Source organism: Curtobacterium sp. PhB170 (assembly GCF_003752345.1).
Lineage (GTDB): Bacteria > Actinomycetota > Actinomycetes > Actinomycetales > Microbacteriaceae > Curtobacterium.
The window spans coordinates 217,709-239,881 of the sequence record NZ_RJUM01000009.1 but is presented as its reverse complement, the minus strand read 5'-3'; the positions used below and the strand labels follow the sequence as shown (position 1 = coordinate 239,881).

Genomic DNA, 22,173 nt, shown 5'->3' with positions numbered 1-22,173 from the left:
TCGTGCTGCTCGCAACGTGGTTGTGAACATCGTGACCGAAGGTCCTCACTCGTGAGGCATCCCGCGCAGGTGTTCCGAACCACTCCCACCATCTGGTGAGAGCAGCTCCGAGCCTCTGCGCCGGAGCTTTTTTCGTTCGTGGACCTGGGGCTACCGGCAAGAAACCCCAAGGAGAACCATGGCGAACAAGGAAGCTGCGGTCGCCGAGCTCACGGAGTCCTTCCGTAGCTCGAACGCCGTTCTGCTCACCGAGTACCGCGGTCTCACGGTCGCGCAGCTCAAGGAGCTCCGCAACTCGATCCGTGAGCACGCCACGTACGCCGTGGTGAAGAACACGCTGACCAAGATCGCGGCGAACAACGCCGGCATCTCCTCGTTCGACGAGGAACTCGCCGGTCCGTCCGCTCTCGCCTTCGTCCACGGTGACACCGTCGCCGTCGCGAAGTCGCTGCGTGCATTCGCCAAGGCGAACCCCGAGCTCGTGGTGAAGGGCGGTTACTTCGACGGTAACCCGCTCACCGCGACCGAGGTGGACAAGCTCGCCGACCTCGAGTCCCGTGAAGTTCTGCTCGGCAAGCTCGCCGGCGCCTTCAAGGCCTCGCTGTTCGGTGCTGCGTACCTGTTCCAGGCCCCCCTCTCGCAGGCCGTCCGCACCGTGGACGCCCTTCGCGAGAAGCAGGAGTCCGCGGCCTGATCAGGCTCGCGTTCCACAACCACACGTATTACTGAGTAGTAGGAGAAAATCATGGCGAAGCTTTCGCAGGACGAGCTCATCGAGGCCTTCAAGGAGCTCACGCTCATCGAGCTCTCGGACTTCGTGAAGAAGTTCGAAGAGGTCTTCGAGGTCACCGCTGCTGCCCCGGCCGCTGCTGCCGCTCCGGCCGCCGCTGCCCCGGCCGAGGCCGCTGAGGAGAAGACCGAGTTCGACGTCATCCTCAAGTCCGCTGGTGACAAGAAGATCCAGGTCATCAAGGAGGTCCGTGGCCTGACGTCGCTCGGCCTCGGTGAGGCAAAGGCGCTCGTCGAGACCGCCGACGCCAAGATCCTCGAGGGTGCGAACAAGGAGACCGCCGACAAGGCGAAGGCGACCCTCGAGGCCGCTGGCGCCACGATCGAGCTCGCGTAGTCTCGACCGTTCGGTTCACGAAGGCCGCTGCCCCTCGGGGTGGCGGCCTTCGTCGTTGCTCGGGGTGCGGTGCGGCGGGGTGCGGTGCGGCGGTGCGTGTGCGGGTGTGTGGCGCTTCCGCCAAAGCGACAGAGTGGCGCCAACTGTTCGCGGCATTCTGTCGCGATGGCAGTACAGCCAGTCGGGGACTGCTGAGATCTGTCGCTTTGGCAGGACACTGTTGACCGCCGGGAGGCGCGGCGGTTGTCCACAGATCGGCTCAGTTTCCTGAGACCGGTCGTCTGGAGCGACAGTGTGCTGTCATGCATCCCGCCAACGCCATCGACATCCTCCGCACGAACGACCTCGACCGGGCTGGCGCCCGCCATCTCCAGCGACGGCAGCGGGCTGGCGAGCTCGTGCGCGTCCGGCACGGCGTCTACGTCGAACGTGCGCACTGGGAGGCTCTGGACGGTCGCTCCCGACACCTCGTCCGGATGCGGGCCGTCATCCCGTTGCTCCGGTCCGACGCGGTGTTCGCGCTCGACTCGGCTGCCGCAGTGTTCGGTCTGCCACGACTCGATCCGTGGCCCGAGCGTGTCCAGGCCGTCGACGCCGGGCTCGAGCACGATCGGCACCGCGTTGGACTGACCGTCCACGCCGGTGCGCCCGAGCGGTCGGGAAAGCTGTTCCACGGTGTCCCGTTCACCGCGCTGGCGCAGACCACCGTCGAGAACGCTCGGCGTGGCACCCTCGCCGATGCCGTCGTGGGGCTCGATCATGCGATGCGGAGCGGTGTCGAACGCGGGGAACTCGAGCGTCTGTGCGCCGCCGGAGGTCCGTGGGGTGCGGTGCGGCTCGAGCAGGCCCTGGCGATCTGTGATGTGCGCCACGAGTCGGTCGGTGAGTCGTACCTGGCCGTCCGCGCTGCCGAGTTGCACTGTCCGGACTGGGAACCGCAGCACGAGTTCCGCTCGCCGGACGGCCGTGTCGACCGCGTGGACTTCTGGCTGCCACGCCAGGGCATCGTCGTGGAGTTCGACGGTCGACAGAAGTACGAGGACGCCGGGATGCTCGGAGGGAAGACCGGCGTCGAAGCCGTGTGGACCGAGAAGCAGCGTGAAGACCGTGTCCGGGGTCGATCGGAGGTGAACGGCTTCGTCCGTGTCTACTGGGAGCACGTCGTGGCACCGGAACGGCTCCGTTCGCTGTTCCGACAGCACGGCGTGCCGTGCCGCTGACCGGTTCGGTTGTCGGTGGGTGGGCGGAGGTCAGACCGATCGTGTTGCCAAAGCGACACTTCTTACCGGCGCCGGGCCGGGCCTCCTAGCAGAGCGACAGATGTCTGCGAACAGTTGGCGGCACCCTGTCGCTTTGGCGGAGGGGGGCGCACCCAGGGCGGGGCCGGCCGGAGGGCGGCGCGGGTCAGCGCAAGGTGCTGTGACGGCGGCCGTAGGCCAGGTAGAGCACGGCGCCGACGACCATCCAGATGCCGAAGGCGATCCACGTCGTTGCGCCGAGGAACACCGCCAGGAGCACGCAGCTCAGGGCGCCGAGGATCGGCACGACGGGGAACAGCGGGACGCGGTACGAGCGCTCGAGGTCGGGCTGCGAGCGACGGAGCACGATGACCGACACGTTGACGAGCGCGAACGCGACGAGGGTGCCGATGCTGGTGGCGTCGGCGAGCTCGCCCAGGGGGACCAGGGCGGCGACGATCGTGACCGCGATGCCGATGATCAACGTGTTCGCGATGGGGGTGCCGGTGCGCCGGGAGACCCGACCGAAGACCTTCGGGACGAGGCCGTCGCGGGCCATGGTGAGCAGGATCCGGGTCTGGCCGTAGAGCACGGTCAGCACCACGCTGGCGATCGCGATCACCGCGCCGATCGAGAACACCAGCGCGACGAGCGGCTGCCCCGTGACGTCGACCACGATGCGGACGAGCGAGGCCTCGGACGACGAGAAGTCCGTCCACGAACGGGCACCGATCGCGGCGATGGCGACGAGGATGTAGAGCGCCGTGATGAGCGCGATCGAACCGATGATCGCCCGGGGGAGGTCGCGGCGCGGGTTCTTCGCCTCTTCGCCGGCGGTGGAGGCGGCGTCGAAACCGATGTACGAGAAGAAGAGCCTGGACGCCGCGGCCGTCACTCCGGCGGCACCCATCGGCGCGAGCGGCTCGAAGTTCTGCGCCTGGAAGGCCGTGAAGGCGACGACCACGAAGAACACGAGCAGTGCGATCTTCACGACGACCATGACGGTGTTCACCCAGGCGCTCTCCCGGGCACCGGGGATCAGGACGACGGTGGCGAGCAGGACCAGGACGGCCGCCGGCAGGTTCACGACGCCGCCGTCGCCCGGAGGCGCGGACAGTGCTGTCGGCAGGTGCAACCCGAACACGCGCAGGGTCTCGTCCACGTACTCGCTCGCGCCGACCGCGACCGCGGCCACCGAGACGGCGTACTCGAGGACGAGGCACCATCCGCAGACCCACGCGATGCCCTCGCCCATGGTGGCGTAGGTGTACGAGTAGCTCGACCCCGAGGTCGGGACGGCTCCGGCCATCTCGGCGTAGGACAGTGCCGAGAGCAGGGCCGCGATCCCGGCGACGACGAAGGAGATCCACACGGCGGGACCCGCGAGCGGCACGGCCGTGCCGAGCACCACGAGGATGCCGGTCCCGAGGGTCGCACCGACGCTGATCATCGTCAGGTGCCAGACACCGAGCGACCGGCGGAGCGGTTCGCCGTTGACGCCGACGGCCGCCTCGGACTGCAGTTGCTCGATCGGCTTGCGGCGGGCGAGCTGCTGGCGGAGGGACGTGGGACGGGACGGCGCGGACGTCATGGGACCTCGGTGGTGCGGGGGCGGGGACGGCACATGCTCGCACGCCCCCTGAACGGGGTCAAATACGGCCGTCGGACTGCACTGCGGAACGGCGGTCGTCGAGCGCGCGCCGATGTCCGACCGCGGGGATACGGTGGCTGCATGAGCATGGGCGGCGGGATGCGCGGGGGCGGCGGTGGCGGTGGTCCGCGCGGCGGCGGCCGGATCTCCAGCGGTGACTTCCGTGCGCAGAAGGCCGCCAACGCCGAAGCGCCGAAGATCCCGCACCTGGTGAAGCGGATCGCCGGGCTGTTCGTGCCGCACCGGCGGTCGATCGTCCTGACGGTCGTCCTCGTGCTGATCGGTGCTGCGATCTCGGTGATCCCGCCGCTGTTGACGCAGCAGGCGTTCGACCGGGGCCTGTTCCCACCCTCCGGCAGCCCCGACGTCCCGGTGCTGGTCGAGCTCGTGTCGGCGATGGTGTTCCTCTGGATCGCGAGCGCCGGTGTGGGCGTCTGGCAGACCTACCTGACGGCGACGGTCGGCAACAAGGTCATGGGTGCCATGCGGATGCGCCTGTTCGGGCACCTGCAGCGCATGGAACTCGCGTTCTTCACCCGCACGAAGACCGGTGTCATCCAGTCCCGCCTGCAGAACGACGTCGGCGGCGTCGCGAGCGTGCTGAACAACACGATCTCGTCGGTGCTCGGCAACACCGTCACGGTCATCGCCGCCATCGTCGCCATGCTGCTGCTGAGCTGGCAGATGACCCTGGTCGCGGTCGTGCTGCTGCCGTTGCTCGTCATCGCGCAGCGTCGGGTCGGGCAGGTCCGTGCCCGCATCGCCGGGCAGACGCAGGAGTCGCTGTCCGACATGACGGCGATCACGCAAGAGGCACTGAGCGTCTCCGGCATCCTGCTGGCCAAGAGCTTCAACCAGCAGCGCAGCGAGACCCGCCGCTACGGGGACGAGAACCGCAACCAGATCCAGTTGCAGGTCCGCCAGCAGATGTCCGGGCAGTGGTTCTTCGCGATCGTGCAGATCTTCCTGTCGATCATCCCGGCGATCATCTACCTCGTCGCAACCTGGCTGATCATCGGCGACGTCCCGATCACCGCCGGCACCATCGTCGCGTTCACGACGGTGCAGTCGCGCTTGCTGTTCCCGACGGTCGGACTGCTCCGGGTGGTGCTCGACCTGCAGACCTCCGGAGCGCTGTTCGCTCGGATCTTCGAGTACTTCGACCTGAAGCCCGCGATCACCGACTCGCCCACGGCGAAGCCCGTCGACGACACCATGGTCGGTCACGTCGCGTTCGACGACGTGACGTTCACGTACCCGGACGGCGAGGCCGACAAGCCGACGCTCCGCGGGGTCTCGTTCGACCTCCGACCCGGGCAGTTCGCCGCCTTCGTCGGTCCGTCTGGTGCGGGCAAGACCACCGTGTCGTACCTGGTGCCGCGCTTGTACGAGGCGACCGAGGGTTCCGTGCGGTTCGCCGGACAGGACGTCCGTGACCTCGTGCACGATGACCTCATGCGCCACGTGGGGATCGTCAGCCAGGAGACGTACCTGTTCCACGCGACGATCGGCGACAACCTGCGCTACGCCAAACCGGACGCCACCGACGACGAGGTCGAACGGGCGGCACGAGCGGCGAACATCCACGACACGATCGCCTCGTTCCCGGACGGCTACGACACGGTCGTGGGGGAACGCGGGTACCGACTGTCCGGCGGCGAGAAGCAGCGGATCGCGATCGCGCGGGTGCTCCTGAAGGACCCTCCCGTGCTCGTGCTCGACGAGGCCACGAGCGCGCTCGACTCGATCTCGGAGCGCGTGGTGCAGACCGCGCTCGACACCGCCGCCGCAGGGCGCACCACCATCTCGATCGCGCACCGGCTGTCGACGATCCGTGACGCCGACGTCATCTTCGTGCTCGACCACGGGCGGATCGTCGAGCAGGGCACGCACGATGAACTCCTCGCGCTCGACGGCACCTACGCGCTCCTGCACCGGCAGCAGAACACGCCCGCGGACGCCGTCGAGCGCTGAGCCGGCCGGCCGGCGCCGGCGCGCACAGACCGACCGGTGCCAGCGTGCGCGGCGCGTGCGCGGAACGGACAGGTGACCCGACGGCGGACGGGAGGCCCGTGACCGGGCCGCAGCGCGCCTCCCGTCCGACCGCCCGCGTCTCCAGCCCGCGTCTCCAGCCCGCCGTCTCCAGCCCGCCCCGCGACAGGTGTCGCGAACGCGACCACCGAGGTCACGAAGCCGCAACGAACGTCGGATACCTGACACGAGTGTTGCTCGCGTGGTACCTGTGGTTGACGCGCACGCGCGCACCCTGCCCTCCTGAGCGGAGTTCGAAGTGACTGCAGTCCCACCGACGTCCGACACCAGCAGCCCCGGTCCCGACCCGATCCCCCCGGCGACGGACGCGCAGACGGGCGGTCCTCGCGTCGTCGAGGACGCACCGCGCAGGAAGGGCAAGCTCCGGGCGTTCCTGACGAGCGGCTCACTCGACATCCAGTCGAAGCTCCTGGTGATGCTGCTCGCCGTGAGCATCATCGCGGCGCTGGTGGTCGGCGTCGTCGGGTACCTGAACGGTCGTGCCTCGCTCGAGAACGCGGCGCTCAACCAGGTGACGTCGCTGCGCGAGGCGCGGATCACCGAGCTGAAGCGGTCGTTCGACCAGTTCACGCAGACGGTCGTCGCGCAGACCCGCAACGAGAGCGTGATCGGGGCGACCAAGGCGTTCTCGGCCGGGTGGGACGACCTGCGTGACCGTCCGGTGTCCGACGCCGACCACACGAAGGTCGACGCCTGGTACGCGGACACGTTCGTCCCGCAGCTCGACGCCCGGAGCGGCGGCTCGGCGAACCCGGACCAGTTCGCGCCGACGACCGATCCGCAGGCGTACCTGCAGGCCCGGTACACGGCGCCCTTCGACGACTACGACAAGGCCGCACAACTCGACGACGCCGGTGACGGCAGCACGTGGTCCGACGCGCACGCCGAGTACCAGCCGTACTTCCGCCAGGCGGTCGAGTCCGCCGGCTACGAGGACCTGCTCCTCATGGACACCGACGGCGACGTGACGTACTCGATCTACGCCGGGGCGGACCTCGGTTCCAACCTGCGGGACGGCCCGTACCGCGACTCGAACTTGGCGAGCGGGTACGAGCAGGCGCTGCAGCTGACCAGTGCGGACGACTTCGTGGTGACCGACTTCGCCCGGTACGCACCGAGCCTCAACGTGCCGACGCTGTGGGTGATGTCCCCGGTGGCCGACGACGGCAAGATCATCGGCGTGATGGCCGTGCAGGTGCCCGTGGACCTCATCAACCAGGTCATGACGGGCAACCAGGACTGGGCCGACGACGGGCTCGGCGACACGGGGGAGTCGTACCTGGTGGGGGCGGACCACCTGATGCGGTCCTACCCGCGCCAGTTGCTCGAGCACCCGAAGCAGTACCAGCGCGACGTGATCGCCGCGGGGACCGCGCCCGGCACGGCCGCGCGGCAGGCCGCCGTGAAGGGCTCGGTACTCCTGCAGGAGGTCAACACCACACCGGTCAGCCGGGCACTGCAGGGCAAGTCGGGCACGGTGATCTCGAACGACTACCGGGGCAAGGAGGTGTTGTCCGCGTACGCGCCGCTCGAGGTGGACGGCCTGCGCTGGGTGGTCGTGGCGCAGATGGACACCGCCGAGGCCTTCGCTCCGGTGAACGACTTCGCCCGGAACATCGGGTTGTCCCTGGTCGCCATCATCGTCCTGGTGAGCCTGCTGTCGTTGCTGCTGGCACAGGTCTTCGTCCGCCCGATCCGTCGCCTGCAAACCGCGGTGAACCGGGTCAGCAGTGGCGATCTCGGCGTCGAGGTGAAGACGAAGCCCGGCGACGAGATCGGTGACCTCGGCCTCGCCTTCAACGACATGAGCCGGAGCCTGCAGGTGAAGCAGGACCTGCTCGACGAGCAGCGACGGCAGAACGACACCCTGCTCCTGACGCTCATGCCGGAGGAGGTCGCCCGGCGGTACAAGCAGGGCGACGAGACGATCGCCTCGGACCACCAGGACGTCGCGGTCGTCTACGCGGACATCATCGGGTACGACGACTTCGCCGCCGGCCTGACGGCGGAGGAGTCGCTGTCGCTGCTCAACGACCTGTGGCGGTCGCTCGACGAGGCCGCTGGTCGGCACGGCATCGAGCGGGTGCGCACGACGCGCAGCGGCTACCTGGCCAGCTGCGGTCTGAGCGTGCCCCGCGTCGACAACGTCCGGCGGGTGGTCGACTGGGCGGAGGAAGCACAGGGTGCGCTCGAGCGGTTCAACGCCCAGCACGGTTCGAAGGTCGGGCTGCGCGCGGGCATCGACACCGGCCAGGTGACGAGCGGTCTGGTGGGTCGTTCCAGCATCGTCTACGACATGTGGGGCGATGCCGTCAGCCTGGCGTACCGGGTCCAGGGCATCGCGCCCGCGCCCGGGGTGTACGCGACGCAGCGCGTGATCGACAAGCTCGGTGACCGCAGTGGCGTGCAGGACGTCGCGACGGTGCAGACCCAGAGCGGACCGCAGAAGGTCTGGAAGCTCGAGCGGGTGGCGTCGTGATCGCCTTCTGGGAGCAGGCGTGGTTCTGGCCATCGATCAGCGTGATCGTCGGGTTGCCACTCCTGCTGCTCCTGCTCACCGAGGTGCAGTCGAGCCTCGAGCGCCGGCACAACCCGATGTCGAAGGTCGTCGCGCTGCTGCGCAACGCCGTCGTCCCGGTCATCGCGATCCTGGTCCTGTCGGTGCAGGTGACCGACGCGGTCGACCCGGGTCGACCGGTGGTCAGCCAGGTCATCGCGACCGTGCTCGGCTTCCTGCTGATCGTCTTCGTGCTGAACGGGCTGAACATCCTGATGTTCACGAACGCCCGGAAGGGGACCTGGCGCGAGAAGATCCCTTCGATCTTCGTCGACATCGCCCGCGTCATCCTGGTGGCGATCGGACTCGCGGTGGTGTTCCGCATCGTGTGGGGGACCGACATCGGCGGCATCTTCACAGCGCTCGGGGTCGGGTCGTTCGTGATCGCCCTGGCGTTGCAGACCGCCGTCGGGCCCATCGTCGCCGGCCTGTTCCTGCTGTTCGAGCAGCCGTTCCGCCTCGGCGACTGGCTCGACATCGGCGGCACGCGCGGCCGGGTGGTCGAGGTCAACTGGCGATCGGTGCACGTCGACACCGGCGAGGGCATCCTGATCACCCCGATCGGATCGCTGGCCGGGGCGTCGTTCACGAACCTCAGCCGCACCGGTGGCACGTTCCCGGTGTCGACCGACGTCACGTTCACGACGGACGACCCACCCGCCGCCGTGGTCGCCCTGCTCGAGCGGGTCGCCAGCGGTCTCCCGCAGCTGTACACCGGGACGCGACCGACGGCGGTGCCTGCGGGGGGCGCGGCGTACACGGTGTCGTTCCAGGTGCGCGGCCCGTCCCAGGAAGCCGACGCGCTCGCCCAGTTCCGGATGTGGCTCTGGTACGCGGCGCGTCGCGCCGGACTCGGGCTCGACGGCGACACCACCGACGACTTCGTGACGGACGCCCGCCGCGACGAGGCGCTCGCGGCCATCGCCGCGACGCTCTACCTGAGCGAGGACGACAGCGTCGCGCTCGCCCCGGTCGTGCGCCTGGAGCGCTACGCCGCCGGCGAGGTCATCCACCGGGTGGGGACCGTGCCGGACTCGGTCCGGTTCGTCCTGTCCGGCAGCGTGGACCTCCGGGTCCCGTTCGAGGACGCCGAGTTGCCGGCGACCCGCGTCGAGGCCGGCGACTACGTCGGACAGACGGCGTTGACCCGGGAGGCGCTGCTCACGACCGCCACGGCGCTCACCGAGGTCTCGGTGCTGGTCATCCCCGCCACGGCGCTCGACCAGATCGTCCGGTCCACCCCGGCGCTGGCGCGCGACATGGGCGACGTGATCGACCGTCGACGCGCCGAGGTGTCCGCAGCGGTGTCCGCGCACGTCGCATCCCAGCAGAACGCGGTGACGGCGTCCTAGACTCGGGCCCGTGCGTTACGCGAACTCCGTGGTCGACCTCGTCGGCGACACCCCGCTCGTCAAGCTCAACCGCGTCACCGAGGGGGTGCGCGCGACCGTCCTGGTGAAGGTCGAGTACCTCAACCCCGGTGGGTCGTCGAAGGACCGCATCGCCACGCGGATCATCGACGCTGCCGAGGCCTCCGGTGACCTGCGACCCGGCGGGACGATCGTCGAACCCACCTCGGGCAACACCGGGGTCGGGCTGGCCCTCGTCGCCCAGCAGCGCGGCTACCGGTGCGTGTTCGTGCTGCCGGACAAGGTCGGCGAGGACAAGCGCAACGTCCTGACCGCGTACGGCGCCGAGATCGTCGTCACGCCGACCGCGGTTCCGCCGGAACACCCGGAGTCGTACTACTCGGTGTCCGACCGGCTCGTCCGCGAGATCCCGGGCGCCTACAAGCCGAACCAGTACGCCAACCCGAACGGCCCGCGCAGCCACTACGAGACCACCGGTCCGGAGATCTGGCGCGACACCGAGCAGCAGATCACCCACTTCGTCGCGGGCGTCGGGACGGGTGGCACCATCTCGGGCACCGGGCGCTTCCTGAAGGAGGCATCCGGCGGCCGTGTCCGCATCGTGGGGGCCGACCCCGAGGGCTCGGTCTACTCCGGCGGCACCGGCCGGCCGTACCTGGTCGAGGGTGTGGGCGAGGACTTCTGGCCGACCGCGTACGACCCCGAGGTGCCGGACGAGATCATCGCGGTGTCGGACGCCGACTCGTTCGCGATGACCCGCCGCCTGGCGCGGGAAGAGGGCCTGCTCGTGGGCGGGTCCAGCGGGATGGCGGTCGTCGCAGCGCTGCGGGCCGCCCGCGACCTGACCGAGGACGACGTCGTCGTGGTGCTGCTGCCCGACGGCGGTCGCGGCTACCTCGGCAAGATCTTCAACGACCGGTGGATGCGCTCGTACGGCTTCGCCGAGACCGACGAGGCGCGCACCGTCGGGTCGCTCATCGCCGGCAAGGACGGCCGTCTGCCCGACCTGGTGCACGCGCACCCGGCGGACACCGTGCGCGAGGTCGTCGACATCATGACCAAGTACGGGGTGTCCCAGATGCCCGTGCTCAGCGCGGAACCGCCGGTCGTCATCGGCGAGGTCATCGGGGCCGTCGCCGAGAAGGACCTGCTCGAACAGGTCTTCACCGGTGCCGCGAAGATGACGGACGCCCTGACCGGGTTCGTGGGCGAGCCACTCCCGTTGATCGGCGTGGGCGAGTCCGTGTCCGCAGCGCGTCGAGCCCTCGAGACGGTGGACGCCCTGCTCGTCGTCGAGGACGGCAAGCCGGTCACGGTCCTGACCCGCCACGATCTCCTGACCTACCTCTCCGAGTAAGGAACGCAGCCAGCATGACCGAGTTCAGCACCCGCGCCGTCCACTCCGGCCAGGAGCCCGACGGCCCCACCGGCGCCGTCATCCCGCCGATCCACCTGACGTCCACCTACGTGCAGGACGGCATCGGCGGGATGCGGAACGGCTACGAGTACTCCCGCGCCGGCAACCCGACGCGCGACTCCCTGCAGACGCTGCTCGCCGACCTGGACGGCGGCGTGGCCGCGTACTCGTTCGCATCCGGTCTCGCCGCCGAGGACGCCCTGCTCCGGGCGGCGCTCCGTCCCGGGGGCCGCGTCGTGATGGGGAACGACGTGTACGGCGGGACCCACCGTCTGGTCAGCCGGCTGCACGTGCCGTGGGGCGTCGAGCTCGTCGTCGTCGACATGAGCGAGCTCGACCAGGTCCGGGCCGCGCTGCAGGGCGCCCCCGAGGACACCGTGCTCTGGGTCGAGACGCCGACCAACCCGCTCATGAAGATCGCCGACATCGCCGGACTCGCGACCACCGGGCACGAGGCCGGTGCACTCGTCGTCGTGGACAACACCTTCGCGTCGCCGTACCTGCAGCAGCCGTTGTCGCTCGGTGCCGACGTCGTCGTGTACTCGACGACGAAGTACCTGGGTGGACACTCCGACGTCGTCGGTGGGGCCGTCGTGCTCGCCGACCAGGAGCTCGCGGCGAAGGTGCAGTTCCTGCAGTTCGGCGCCGGTGCGATCTCGTCGCCGTTCGACGCCTTCCTGACCACCCGCGGCATCAAGACCCTGGCGGTCCGGATGGAGCGGCACTCCACGAACGCGCAGGCCGTCGCCGAGGCGCTCGTCGCAGCGCCGGGCATCGAGCGCGTCTACTACCCGGGGCTCGCCGACCACCCGGGGCACGACGTCGCCGCCCGGCAGATGCGCGGGTTCGGCGGGATGCTGTCCGTCGCACTGTCCGGCGGCCCGGACGCGGCCCGGCGCTTCGCGGAGTCCACGGAGCTGTTCGCGCTGGCCGAGTCGCTCGGGGGTGTGGAGTCGCTCATCGGGTACCCGAGCGAGATGACGCACGCCTCGGTGAAGGGCACGGAGCTCGCGGTGCCCGAGAACGTGGTGCGGCTGTCCGTCGGCATCGAGGACGCGGGCGACCTGATCGCGGATCTGCAGCAGGCGCTGACGCGCTGACGCGCATCGCGCGGGTTCCCGCCCCGCGACGTCGGCGGTGTCGCCCCTCGCCCCTACGATGAGCGGGTGAGCACCACGGCGACGAGGACGGGCCTGCTGAGCGGGCGGTACGCCCTCGCGACGATCGGCATGGTCGCCATCGTGGGCGTCGCGGCGTTCCAGAACCTGGCGATGACGACGATCATGCCGGTGATCAGTCGCGACCTGGACGGCGAGGCCCTGTACGCCCTGGCCTTCGCGGCACCGCTCGCGGCCGGGGTGCCCGGCATGGTGCTCGCCGGCAACTGGACCGACCGCGCCGGCGGCCGGATCGTCGCCTGGGTCTCCGCGCTGCTGTTCGCCGTCGGGACCGCCGTGGTCATGCTCGCGCCGACGATGGAGGTCTTCCTCGTCGGTCGACTGGTCGAGGGCTTCGGTGCCGGCGCGATCGACGTCGTGCTGTACGTGCTCGTCGCCAGGATCTTCCCCGCCGAGCTGCACGGACCGGTGTTCGCCGGGTTCGCGGCCGCGTGGGTGGTCCCGGCGCTCATCGGCCCGGCGATCGCCGGCATCGTCACCGACACGTGGAACTGGCACTGGGTCTTCGCGGGGGCGCTCGTGATCGCCGTGGGTGCGTTCAGCGTGCTCGTACCGACGCTCGGGCGGCTGCAGGCACCGGCGGTCGAGCTGCGGCCGCCGTGGCAGCGGATCCGGATCGGGTGGTCGGTCGCCGCTGCCGTGTCGATCCTGCTGCTGAACGTCGCGCCGGACCTGACCCCGTGGGGGATGGTGGCCGCGGTCGTGGTCGGACTGGTCGGGACGTGGTTCGCGCTGCGCCCGCTGCTGCCGACCGGCACCTTCCGCGCCGCCGCCGGACTGCCGTCGGTGGTGCTGCTGCGCGGGCTCGTGGCAGCGTCGTTCTTCGGCAGCGAGGCGTACGTGCCGTTCCTGCTGCAGGCGAAGCACGGCCTGTCCGCATCGGCAGCGGGACTCGCGCTGACCGTCGCCGCACTCAGCTGGGCGGCCTCGAGCTGGGCGCACGGTCGGCTGGGGGAGCAGCGCCTGACCGCACGTCGGACCTTTGGTGTCGGACTCGCGCTCGTCCTGGTGAGCCTGCTGGCGGCCTTCGCGGTGGCGACGCTCGACCTGCCGTGGTGGGTGCTCGTCGGCGGCTGGTTCGTCGGCGGCGCGGGCATGGGGGCGATCTACCCGCGGACGTCGATGCTCACCCTGCGGTTCTCGGGCGAGGGCGACGACGGGTTCGCGAGCTCGGCGCTCACCATCGCCGACGCCGCGGGCAGCGTCATCGGCCTGGCGGTCACCGGGCTGCTGTTCACCGCGACCGGCGGCGCCGAGGGCACGGTGTCCTTCCCGCTGGTCTTCGCGGCGATGATCTGCTTCGCCGCACTGGCGATCGCCGCGGTCCGGCGGCTCGGACCCGTCCCCGCACCGGTGTCGTCGGCGTCGCCGGACCGCGCAGCCGGGTAGCGTGGCAGACCGGACGGAAGAGGAGACACCCGTGGTGCGCATCGTCGCTGCAGCCGTCGTCCTGACGGCCGCCCTCGCGTTGGCCGGCTGCCAGGGCACGACCTCTGCTGCGCCCACGCCGGTGCAGAGCACGGACCTGACCAGCTCCGACGGCGGGTTCGACAAGCAGGCCGTCATCGGCGTCGTGCTGCTCGACGACGACGCGGCCCTGGGTGAGGACCTGCGGACCGGCCTGTCCGATGCCGGGTTCCGTCCCGACGTCCGGGTCGCACCCGCGTCCGGTGCGGCGGCGTCCCAGCGGACCGCGGTCGCGCAGCTCGTCAGCAAGGGCGCCAAGGCCCTGCTCGTGCACGCGGCTCGGCCGTCCGCGCTCACCGGGGTGATCCAGACCGCGCACGACGCCGGCGTCGTGGTGGTGTCCCTGGGCGATCCGCTGCCGGCGAGCGGTACCGGCGGCGACGGTGTGTCGGCCGACTACCGGGTGCCCGCCGGTGCGGATGACGCGGACCTGGCGGCCACCGCGGTCGAGGTCGTGCAGTCGTTGCAGCGCGGCGAGAAGCCGGAGACCGAACCGAGCGACGGCGACACGACCGACGCCGAGTGAGCCGAGCCGAGCCACCAGGCCGGTCAGCGCGACGCCAGCAGGCCGGTCAGCGCCGTGCCACCAGGCGGCTCAGCTCAGCTCCACCAGGCCGGGAACGACAGCGTGATCGTCTCGACCAGCGCCTTCCGCGACCGTCGGGGTCCGGCGAGCCACGCCTCGATGGCCCCGACGAAGCCCTGCGCGACGTAGCCGGCGGCCACGTCGTCGAGGAGTTCCGGGCGGCGGTCGGCGTCGAGTTCACGGATGTGCAGAGCGCTCGACTCCGTGAAGTGGCCCACGAGCAGCCGGTGCAGCGACGCGTCGTTCGGGTCCGGCAGTGCCTTGGCGTAGATGTCGCGGTGGGTGGTCACGTGCTCGACGACCGCGTTGATGCCCCGCCGCGTGATGGTCGCGAGCTCGCCCGCGTCGGCCCCGCGGGCGGCTGCGGCCCGTCGGTCGTCAGCGTCGTCCTGCCGGATGCGGTCGAGCTCCGGCGTCAGCACGTCGGCGAGCAGCGATCCGGGGGAGACCGCGTGCGAGTAGAACGTCGCGCGGTTGATGCCGGCGGCACGGGTGACGTCCGCGACGGTGATCTCGGAGACGGGGCGGTCGGCCGCCAGTCGCAGGATCGCTTCACGCAGGGCGGCGGTCGTGTGCAGGATCCGGGCATCCACCATGACGCCCACCCCCTTCTGATCCGGTTCACCCGGAGGCCCCCGAGCAGTCCGACGGTACCGCATGGCGCGGGATCGGCACGCTGACGGCGGGTGGCAACACGCGGGCAATCCGTGCCGACGGCGTTGGGAGCGCTCCGTCGGCCCGTAAGATGGTTCCGCGGACGAATCGATTCGATCGACGCCGCGATCACCTCCCCGCCCCTCACCGCCGAAGGACTCCTGCTCGTGACCGCGCCCGCCACCACCGGTTCGCTCCGGGTCGTCCTGCACCCCGGAGACTCCCTCTCCCGTGGGCAGCGACTCGTCTACGTCTTCGTCCTGGGCGCCCTGACAGCGCTCGGGCCGTTCACGATCGACCTGTACCTGCCGGCGTTCCCGGCCATCAAGGAGCAGTTCGGCGTCACCGACGGCGCCGTGCAGCTGACGCTCACGGCGACGACGCTCGGGTTCGCGTTCGGGCAGCTGCTCGTCGGGCCGTGGAGCGACAAGGTCGGCCGCCGGCTGCCGCTGATCATCGCGACCACCGTGCACATCGCCGCGTCGATCGGCGCGGCGACCGCTCCCGACATCGAGCTCCTCGCGGTGTTCCGCGTGCTCCAGGGCATGGGCGCGGCCGCCGGCGGTGTCGTCGCGATGGCCACCGTCCGCGACCTGTTCGGCGGCAAGCCGCTCGTCCGGATGCTGTCGCGCCTGGCGATGGTGAACGGGCTGGCACCGATCCTCGCGCCGCTCATCGGCTCGCAGATGCTCCAGTTCACCAGCTGGCGCGGCATCTTCGTCTTCCTCGCCTGCTACGGCCTGGCCGTGGTGATCGCGTCGATCCTGCTCATCGTCGAGACCCTGCCCCCGGCCCGACGTCGCGAGGCCGGCCACTCCACGATCGGTCAGCGGTACAAGGCGCTGTTCTCCGACCGGATCTTCGTGGGGGTCGCGCTCATCGGGGCGATGGTGTTCAGCGGGTTGTTCTCGTACCTCAGCTCGTCGCCGTTCCTGTTCCAGGGCGTCTACGGACTCGACGCCCAGCAGTACGGGCTGCTCTTCGCGGTGAACTCGGTGGGCGTCGTGCTCGGTGTGCAGATCTCCGCGCGGTTGGCGCAGCGCGTCGGGCCGCAGTGGATCCTGGCGTGCTCGACGGCGACCCTGTTCCTGGCGTCGATCGCGATCATCGTGCTCGACCAGCTCGGTGCGGGGCTCGTGGGCGTGCTCGTGCCCCTGTGGTTCTTCATCGCGGCGTGCGGGTTCTCGTTCCCCCTCGTCCAGGTCATCGGCCTGGCTGCGCACGGCAAGGAGGCCGGCACAGCGGCGTCGCTGCTCGGTGCCCTGAACTTCGGTGTCGCCGGCCTGATCTCGCCGATCGTCGGCTGGCTCGGCATCACGACCGCGACCCCGATGGCGATGGTGATGGCCTCGACCGCGTTGATGGCCATCCTGATCCTGTGGTTCGTGGTGCGGCCCCGGACGGTTCCCGAGCTCACGCACTGACGGGTTCTCCACAGCTGCCCGGAACAGCCGGACAGCGGCCCCCGCGCGTCCATAGGCTGTGCCCATGAGCGACGCGGTGGAGCAGGCACGGGCAGCGGCCGAGGCCGCCAGGCAGGCAGCGGACGAGGCACGCCGGTTGGCCGACGAAGCCGTGCAGCGGGCCGAGGAGCTCGCCGCCGCACTCGCGGCACAAGCACAAGCACAAGCACCGGCACTCACGCCGGACGCCGAACCGGCGGTCGTCGAGTCCCCGGCACCCTCCGGACAGGAGGCCCGGCTCGCCCCCGACGCGGAGCCCGCCGCCGCCACCCCACCGGCTCCAGAGCCCACCACCGCTGGACCCACCGCAGCCGTCCCGGACGACGTGCCGGCGGCTCCCGACGCGGCCGTCCTGGCACCGGCGGACGCCCCTGCGGCCGGCACCGCGCCTCCCGGCAGTGGCGGGGGCCCGCTCGGACCGGACGCCGTCGCCGCGATCCGCACCGGCTACACCGTCGAGGGGCAGGCGCTCGAACTCGGTGCCCTGGTGAACGGCGAGGCGCAGCCCGACGTCCAGGTCCGCATCCCGCTCGGCATGCTGAACCGGCACGGGCTGGTCGCCGGCGCGACCGGTACCGGCAAGACCCGCACGCTGCAGGTCCTCGCCGAACAGATCGCGGCGAACGGCGTGCCGGTCTTCGCGGCCGACATCAAGGGCGACCTCTCCGGGCTCGCGGTGGTCGGGCAGGGGAACGAGAAGCTGCTCGCGCGCACCGCGGGCATCGGCCAGCAGTGGCAGGGCGTCGCGAGCCAGGCGGAGCTCTTCTCGCTCGGTGGTCAGGGCACGGGCGTGCCGATCCGCGCGACGGTGTCCGGGTTCGGGCCGTTGCTGCTGTCGAAGGTGCTCGGCCTGAACGACACCCAGGAGTCCTCGCTCGGACTGGTGTTCCACTACGCGGAGCAGGCCGGGTTGCCGCTCGTCGACCTGGCGGACCTGCGGAGCGTGCTGACGTTCCTGGTGGGCGACCAGGGCAAGGGCGAACTCGCCGAGCTCGGTGGTCTGTCGAAGCAGACCGCCGGGGTGATCCTGCGCGAGCTCATCACGTTCGCCGACAAGGGCGCCGACCAGTTCTTCGGCGAGCCCGAGATCGACACGCAGGTGTTCCTGCGCACGGCGGCGGACGGCCGGGGGATCGTGAGCCTGCTCGAGGTCCCGGGCGTGCAGGACCAGCCCGAGGTCTTCTCGACGTTCCTGATGTGGTTGCTGGCCGACCTGTTCAACGAACTGCCGGAGGTCGGCGACCAGGACAAGCCCAAGCTGGTGTTCTTCTTCGACGAGGCACACCTGCTGTTCAGCGGGGCGTCGAAGGACTTCACGGACCAGATCGTGCGGACCGTGCGGTTGATCCGGTCGAAGGGCGTCGGGATCTTCTTCGTGACCCAGACCCCGAAGGACGTGCCGAACGACGTCCTGGCGCAGCTCGGCTCGCGCATCCAGCACCAGCTGCGGGCGCACACCCCCGACGACGCGAAGGCGCTGCGGGCGACGGTGTCGACCTACCCGTCGAGCGACTACGACCTGGGCGAGGTGCTGACCTCGCTGGCGACCGGCGAGGCGATCGTCACCGTCATGAACGAGAAGGGCGCGCCGACGCCGGTCGCGTGGACCCGGTTGCGCGCGCCGCAGGGCTCGATGGACCCGATGCCCGCCGCCGAGATGCAGTCGCGGGTGCAGGCATCGCCGTTGCTCGCGACGTACGGCACCCGGGTGGACCCTGACTCGGCGCACGAGATGCTGGCACGTCGGATGGAGGCAGCTGCTGCCGAGGCGGCGGCGGCGGACGCGCAGAAGGACGCAGCCCTCGCGGCGGCCGAGGCCGAGAAGGAAGCCGCGCGGGCGGCGGCGACCGCGGCCAAGGAGGCCGCGGCGCAGGCCAAGCAGGAGGAACGCGAGCGGGCTGCTGCGCAGAAGGAGTACGAGCGGACGCAGCGCGAGTTCGAGAAGGCCGAGCGGGCTGCGGCGTCGCGGCGTTCGGGCCGTTCGGGGCGGAGCACGCGGACGACGACCTCACGGAAGGCGGACGACCCGCTGTCGGACCTGCTCGGGTCACGGCTCGGCGGCACGATCGCGAAGGAGGTCGTGCAGGGGATCTTCTCGACGCTGCGCCGACGTCGGTGACGTCCAGCAGCGCCGAGCGTCAGCGACCGAGCAGGCCGGTGAACTCGACGACGAGCAGACCCAGGACGACGAGTGCTGCCACGCCGCCGACGAGCAGGTAGGCCGGCCGCTGTTCGTACCAGGCGCGGCTCGACGGGTAGCGCTTCGCGAAGACCCGGGCCGAGACCGGACGTGCCTCTTCCGTCACCTGCACGCCCAGGGCGTCGACGACCTGAGCGAGCCCGTCGTCGCCCCACACGTCGGCACGGATGCGGAACAGGTGGGCGCCCGTCGCGTCGAACGCCACGAGCTCGCGCATGGTGCGGTCGACCGAGCTGCCGTAGGTGGTGGCGAGCACCAGGCTGTGCACACGGTCGCGGGGGATCCGACGGTGCGCGGTGACCACGCCCCGGATCGTCAGGCCGTCGGGGTCGATGCCGATGTACGCCGTGCTCAGTCGGACGAAGACCACGCCGACCAGGACCGCCAGCGCGACGACCACCGTCGCGACCATCGCCCACGTCCGGAACGGGAACGACACCCAGACCAGGGCGACGGCGAGCGGCACGGCCGAGAACACGATGCTCAGCGCAGTCGAACGGACCAGGGACCGGCGGGGGCGGAGGACGACGTCATACACGGTGGCACGCAGGTGCGGCGTCGCTGGCACCGTCATGTCCCCCATGCGCGTCTCCTGAACCCTCGGGTCTCCCGGGCACGCCGAATCGGCCGCCCTGCGAGCGACGCCCCTGCCGCTCGATGCACCGCGCTCGACTCGTCCCGGAGTCGTCCGCTCCGGCAAGCATAGGTGCACGACGGGGACCGAGGACAGCCCGTTCCACCCCGGATCGGCGTTTGACGGCCAGTCCTTGGCGAACAGGGGACAGATGGGTCCGCCGCGTGGGGGACCAGCCGGCGCGACCACGACGCGCGCCGCCTGGAACCACGAAGGCCCCGCACTCGGTGCGGGGCCTTGCTGGCGGAGAATGGGGGATTCGAACCCCCGAGGGCTTGCACCCAACACGCTTTCCAAGCGTGCGCCATAGGCCACTAGGCGAATTCTCCTTGCGCTGTCTCGCGACGGCGACACCCAATGGTACAGGTTCCCGGGGGTGCTCACGACCGTGTGTCGTCGAGGCGGGTGCTCCCAGTTGTCGTGACATGTCCGGCGACTACCCTGGGTCTCGTGTCGACCCGCATCTACATCACGTCAGCAGAAGGGCACACGGGCAAGAGCACCGTCGCCCTCGGTGTCCTCGAGACCCTCGCGCGCTCCGTCGGCCGCGTCGGCGTGTTCCGCCCCGTCGCCCGCTCGGTCGCCGAACCCGACTACGTGCTCGAACTGCTGCTGCAGCACACCGCGGTCGGGATCTCGTACGACGACGCCGTGGGGGTCACCTACGACGACGTCCACGCGGATCCGGACGCAGCGCTCGGCACCATCGTCAACCGCTTCGCCCAGGTGGAGCGGCAGTGCGACGCGGTGGTCGTGCTCGGGTCCGACTACACCGACGTCGGCAGCCCCACCGAGCTGTCGTTCAACGCGAAGGTCGCCGCGAACCTCGGTGCCCCGGTGCTCCTCGTCCTCGGGGGTCGTGACGCAGCCGAGCGCGGTGCCCGCACGCCCGAGGGGATGGCGCAGGTCGCGGACGTCACGACGAGCGAGCTGCGGGCGGCACACGCGCAGCTGTTCGGCGTCGTCGTGAACCGCGCCGACCCGGAGGCCCTCGCCGCGATCGTGGCGAGTGTCGAGCGGGCCGTGCACGACGACCACCCGGACGTGCCCGTGTGGGCGATCCCGGAGGACCGCGTCCTCGTCGCCCCGACCGTCCGCGCGCTGCTGCAGGCGACCGACGCCACCCTGGTGCGCGGGGACGACGCCCTGCTCGACCGCGAGGCACTCGGCACCGTCGTCGCCGGCATGAGCATGGAGAACGTCCTGCCGCGCCTGATCGAGGGCGGCATCGTCGTGGTCCCCGGTGACCGCAGCGACGTCCTCATCGCGACCCTGCTGGCGAACCAGTCGGACACGTTCCCGAGCCTGGCCGGCGTGATCCTGAACGGCGGGTTCGAGACCGCACCGCAGATCTCCCGGCTGCTCGAGGGCCTGTCGAGCTCGCTGCCGATCGCGCAGAACGACCTGGGCACGTACGACACCGCTCTCCGCATCACGCAGACCCGCGGGCGCCTGGCGGCGGACTCGCCCCGCAAGGCCGACCTCGCGCTCGCCCTGTTCGAGCAGCACGTCGACGCCGAGTCCCTGCGCGACCGCCTGCAGCTCACGCCGTCCGGTGTCGTCACGCCGCTCATGTTCGAGCACGGCCTGCTCGACCGGGCACGGGGGTACGGCAAGCACATCGTGCTGCCCGAGGGCGAGGACGACCGCATCCTCCGAGCGGCGTCGACGCTGCTCGCCCGCCAGGTCTGCGAGCTGACGATCCTCGGCGACCCCGCCGCGATCCGCACCCGCGCGACCGAGCTCGGACTCGACCTCGACGCCGCCCAGCTCGTGTCGCCGTTCGACCCCGAGCTCCGCGAACGCTTCGCCGAGGAGTACACCCGGCTCCGCGCACACAAGGGGATGTCGATCGAGCTCGCGCGCGACACCGTGACCGACGTCTCGTACTTCGGCACCATGATGGTCCAGCTCGGACTCGCCGACGGCATGGTCTCCGGCGCGAAGCACACCACCGCGCACACCATCCGGCCGTCCTTCGAGATCATCAAGACCCGTCCGGACACCTCGATCGTGTCGAGCGTGTTCCTGATGGCGCTCGCCGACCGCGTCCTGGTCTACGGCGACTGCGCGGTGATCCCGGACCCGACGAGCGAGCAGCTCGCCGACATCGCGATCTCGTCGGCCGAGACGGCGACCCAGTTCGGCATCGACCCCCGCGTCGCGATGCTCAGCTACTCGACCGGCGACAGCGGCACCGGCGCCGACGTCGACAAGGTCCGCGCCGGCACCGCCTTCGTGCGCGAACGCCGTCCCGACCTGCTCGTCGAGGGCCCGATCCAGTACGACGCCGCAGCCGACCCGACGGTCGCGAGCACGAAGATGCCGGACTCCCCGGTGGCCGGCAAGGCGACCGTCTTCATCTTCCCGGACCTCAACACGGGCAACAACACCTACAAGGCCGTGCAGCGCTCCGCCGGAGCGGTCGCCATCGGGCCGGTCCTGCAGGGCCTGCGCAAGCCGATCAACGACCTCTCGCGCGGCGCCCTCGTCAGCGACATCGTGAACACCGTCGCGATCACCGCGATCCAGGCCGGCACCGCGTCCGACGCGGCCTGACCTGCGCGACGCACACCGCGC

16 protein-coding genes and 1 tRNA gene are annotated in these 22,173 nt (G+C 70.6%); 13 read left to right on the top strand and 4 right to left on the bottom strand.

The genetic code is table 11. The annotated features are described in order from the left end of the window. Positions 1-178: 178 nt before the first annotated feature. The 3 genes from rplJ to EDF40_RS05225 all read left to right on the top strand — a co-directional run bounded on the left by rplJ (position 179) and on the right by EDF40_RS05225 (position 2,346). A complete protein-coding gene (rplJ, locus tag EDF40_RS05235) occupies positions 179-694 on the top strand; it encodes a 50S ribosomal protein L10 (protein WP_123292121.1) in 516 nt (171 codons plus the stop codon). 51 nt (positions 695-745) lie between these two features. Then, positions 746-1,126, top strand: a complete 381-nt coding sequence (rplL, locus tag EDF40_RS05230) for a 50S ribosomal protein L7/L12 (RefSeq protein WP_017888664.1) — start codon at positions 746-748, stop codon at positions 1,124-1,126. 302 nt (positions 1,127-1,428) lie between these two features. Next, complete coding sequence (locus EDF40_RS05225; protein WP_123338868.1) at positions 1,429-2,346, top strand: type IV toxin-antitoxin system AbiEi family antitoxin domain-containing protein; 918 nt, start codon at positions 1,429-1,431, stop codon at positions 2,344-2,346. A 184-nt stretch (positions 2,347-2,530) separates the two neighbouring features. Here the strand turns inward: EDF40_RS05225 and EDF40_RS05220 are convergent, their stop codons facing one another. Beyond that, positions 2,531-3,955: an amino acid permease gene (locus tag EDF40_RS05220; protein ID WP_123338869.1), complete on the bottom strand. Its 1,425-nt coding sequence runs from the start codon at positions 3,953-3,955 to the stop codon at positions 2,531-2,533. 159 nt (positions 3,956-4,114) lie between these two features. Here EDF40_RS05220 and EDF40_RS05215 point away from each other — a divergent pair, with 159 nt between their 5' ends. The 7 genes from EDF40_RS05215 (at position 4,115) to EDF40_RS05185 (ending at position 14,582) form a co-directional block, all read left to right on the top strand. Next, complete coding sequence (locus EDF40_RS05215; RefSeq protein ID WP_123339059.1) at positions 4,115-5,989, top strand: ABC transporter ATP-binding protein; 1,875 nt, start codon at positions 4,115-4,117, stop codon at positions 5,987-5,989. 316 nt (positions 5,990-6,305) lie between these two features. Beyond that, positions 6,306-8,546, top strand: a complete 2,241-nt coding sequence (locus tag EDF40_RS05210) for an adenylate/guanylate cyclase domain-containing protein (protein ID WP_123338870.1) — start codon at positions 6,306-6,308, stop codon at positions 8,544-8,546. Beyond that, positions 8,543-9,976 carry a mechanosensitive ion channel domain-containing protein gene (locus EDF40_RS05205; protein ID WP_123338871.1) on the top strand — a complete coding sequence of 478 codons (1,434 nt, stop codon included), beginning with the start codon at positions 8,543-8,545 and terminating at the stop codon, positions 9,974-9,976. Before EDF40_RS05210 ends, EDF40_RS05205 begins: the two co-directional genes overlap by 4 nt. A gap of 10 nt (positions 9,977-9,986) precedes the next feature. Then, positions 9,987-11,351 (top strand): cystathionine beta-synthase, encoded by a 1,365-nt coding sequence (locus EDF40_RS05200; protein ID WP_123338872.1) that lies wholly within the window; start codon positions 9,987-9,989, stop codon positions 11,349-11,351. A gap of 14 nt (positions 11,352-11,365) precedes the next feature. Beyond that, positions 11,366-12,511: a cystathionine gamma-synthase gene (locus EDF40_RS05195; RefSeq protein WP_123338873.1), complete on the top strand. Its 1,146-nt coding sequence runs from the start codon at positions 11,366-11,368 to the stop codon at positions 12,509-12,511. A gap of 66 nt (positions 12,512-12,577) precedes the next feature. Beyond that, positions 12,578-13,978 carry an MFS transporter gene (locus EDF40_RS05190; RefSeq protein WP_123338874.1) on the top strand — a complete coding sequence of 467 codons (1,401 nt, stop codon included), beginning with the start codon at positions 12,578-12,580 and terminating at the stop codon, positions 13,976-13,978. Positions 13,979-14,009: 31 nt separating this feature from the next. Further along, a complete protein-coding gene (locus tag EDF40_RS05185; RefSeq protein ID WP_185002790.1) occupies positions 14,010-14,582 on the top strand; it encodes a substrate-binding domain-containing protein in 573 nt (190 codons plus the stop codon). A 74-nt stretch (positions 14,583-14,656) separates the two neighbouring features. On the opposite strand, the gene EDF40_RS05180 is transcribed toward EDF40_RS05185, so the two are convergent. Next, a complete protein-coding gene (locus tag EDF40_RS05180; RefSeq protein WP_185002788.1) occupies positions 14,657-15,238 on the bottom strand; it encodes a TetR/AcrR family transcriptional regulator in 582 nt (193 codons plus the stop codon). Positions 15,239-15,463: 225 nt separating this feature from the next. Here EDF40_RS05180 and EDF40_RS05175 point away from each other — a divergent pair, with 225 nt between their 5' ends. Both EDF40_RS05175 and EDF40_RS05170 read left to right on the top strand, forming a co-directional pair. Then, positions 15,464-16,720, top strand: a complete 1,257-nt coding sequence (locus EDF40_RS05175; RefSeq protein WP_123338877.1) for a multidrug effflux MFS transporter — start codon at positions 15,464-15,466, stop codon at positions 16,718-16,720. A gap of 64 nt (positions 16,721-16,784) precedes the next feature. Continuing rightward, positions 16,785-18,878, top strand: coding sequence for a helicase HerA-like domain-containing protein (locus tag EDF40_RS05170; protein ID WP_123338878.1), 2,094 nt, complete (start codon positions 16,785-16,787; stop codon positions 18,876-18,878). Positions 18,879-18,897: 19 nt separating this feature from the next. Here EDF40_RS05170 and EDF40_RS05165 read toward each other — a convergent pair whose 3' ends face one another. Next, complete coding sequence (locus EDF40_RS05165) at positions 18,898-19,542, bottom strand: hypothetical protein (protein ID WP_123292133.1); 645 nt, start codon at positions 19,540-19,542, stop codon at positions 18,898-18,900. A gap of 292 nt (positions 19,543-19,834) precedes the next feature. Further along, positions 19,835-19,922: transfer RNA gene (locus tag EDF40_RS05160), tRNA-Ser, on the bottom strand. Positions 19,923-20,043: 121 nt separating this feature from the next. On the opposite strand from EDF40_RS05160, the gene pta reads away from it, so the two are divergent. Continuing rightward, positions 20,044-22,152 carry a phosphate acetyltransferase gene (gene pta, locus EDF40_RS05155; protein WP_123292134.1) on the top strand — a complete coding sequence of 703 codons (2,109 nt, stop codon included), beginning with the start codon at positions 20,044-20,046 and terminating at the stop codon, positions 22,150-22,152. Positions 22,153-22,173: the final 21 nt, after the last annotated feature.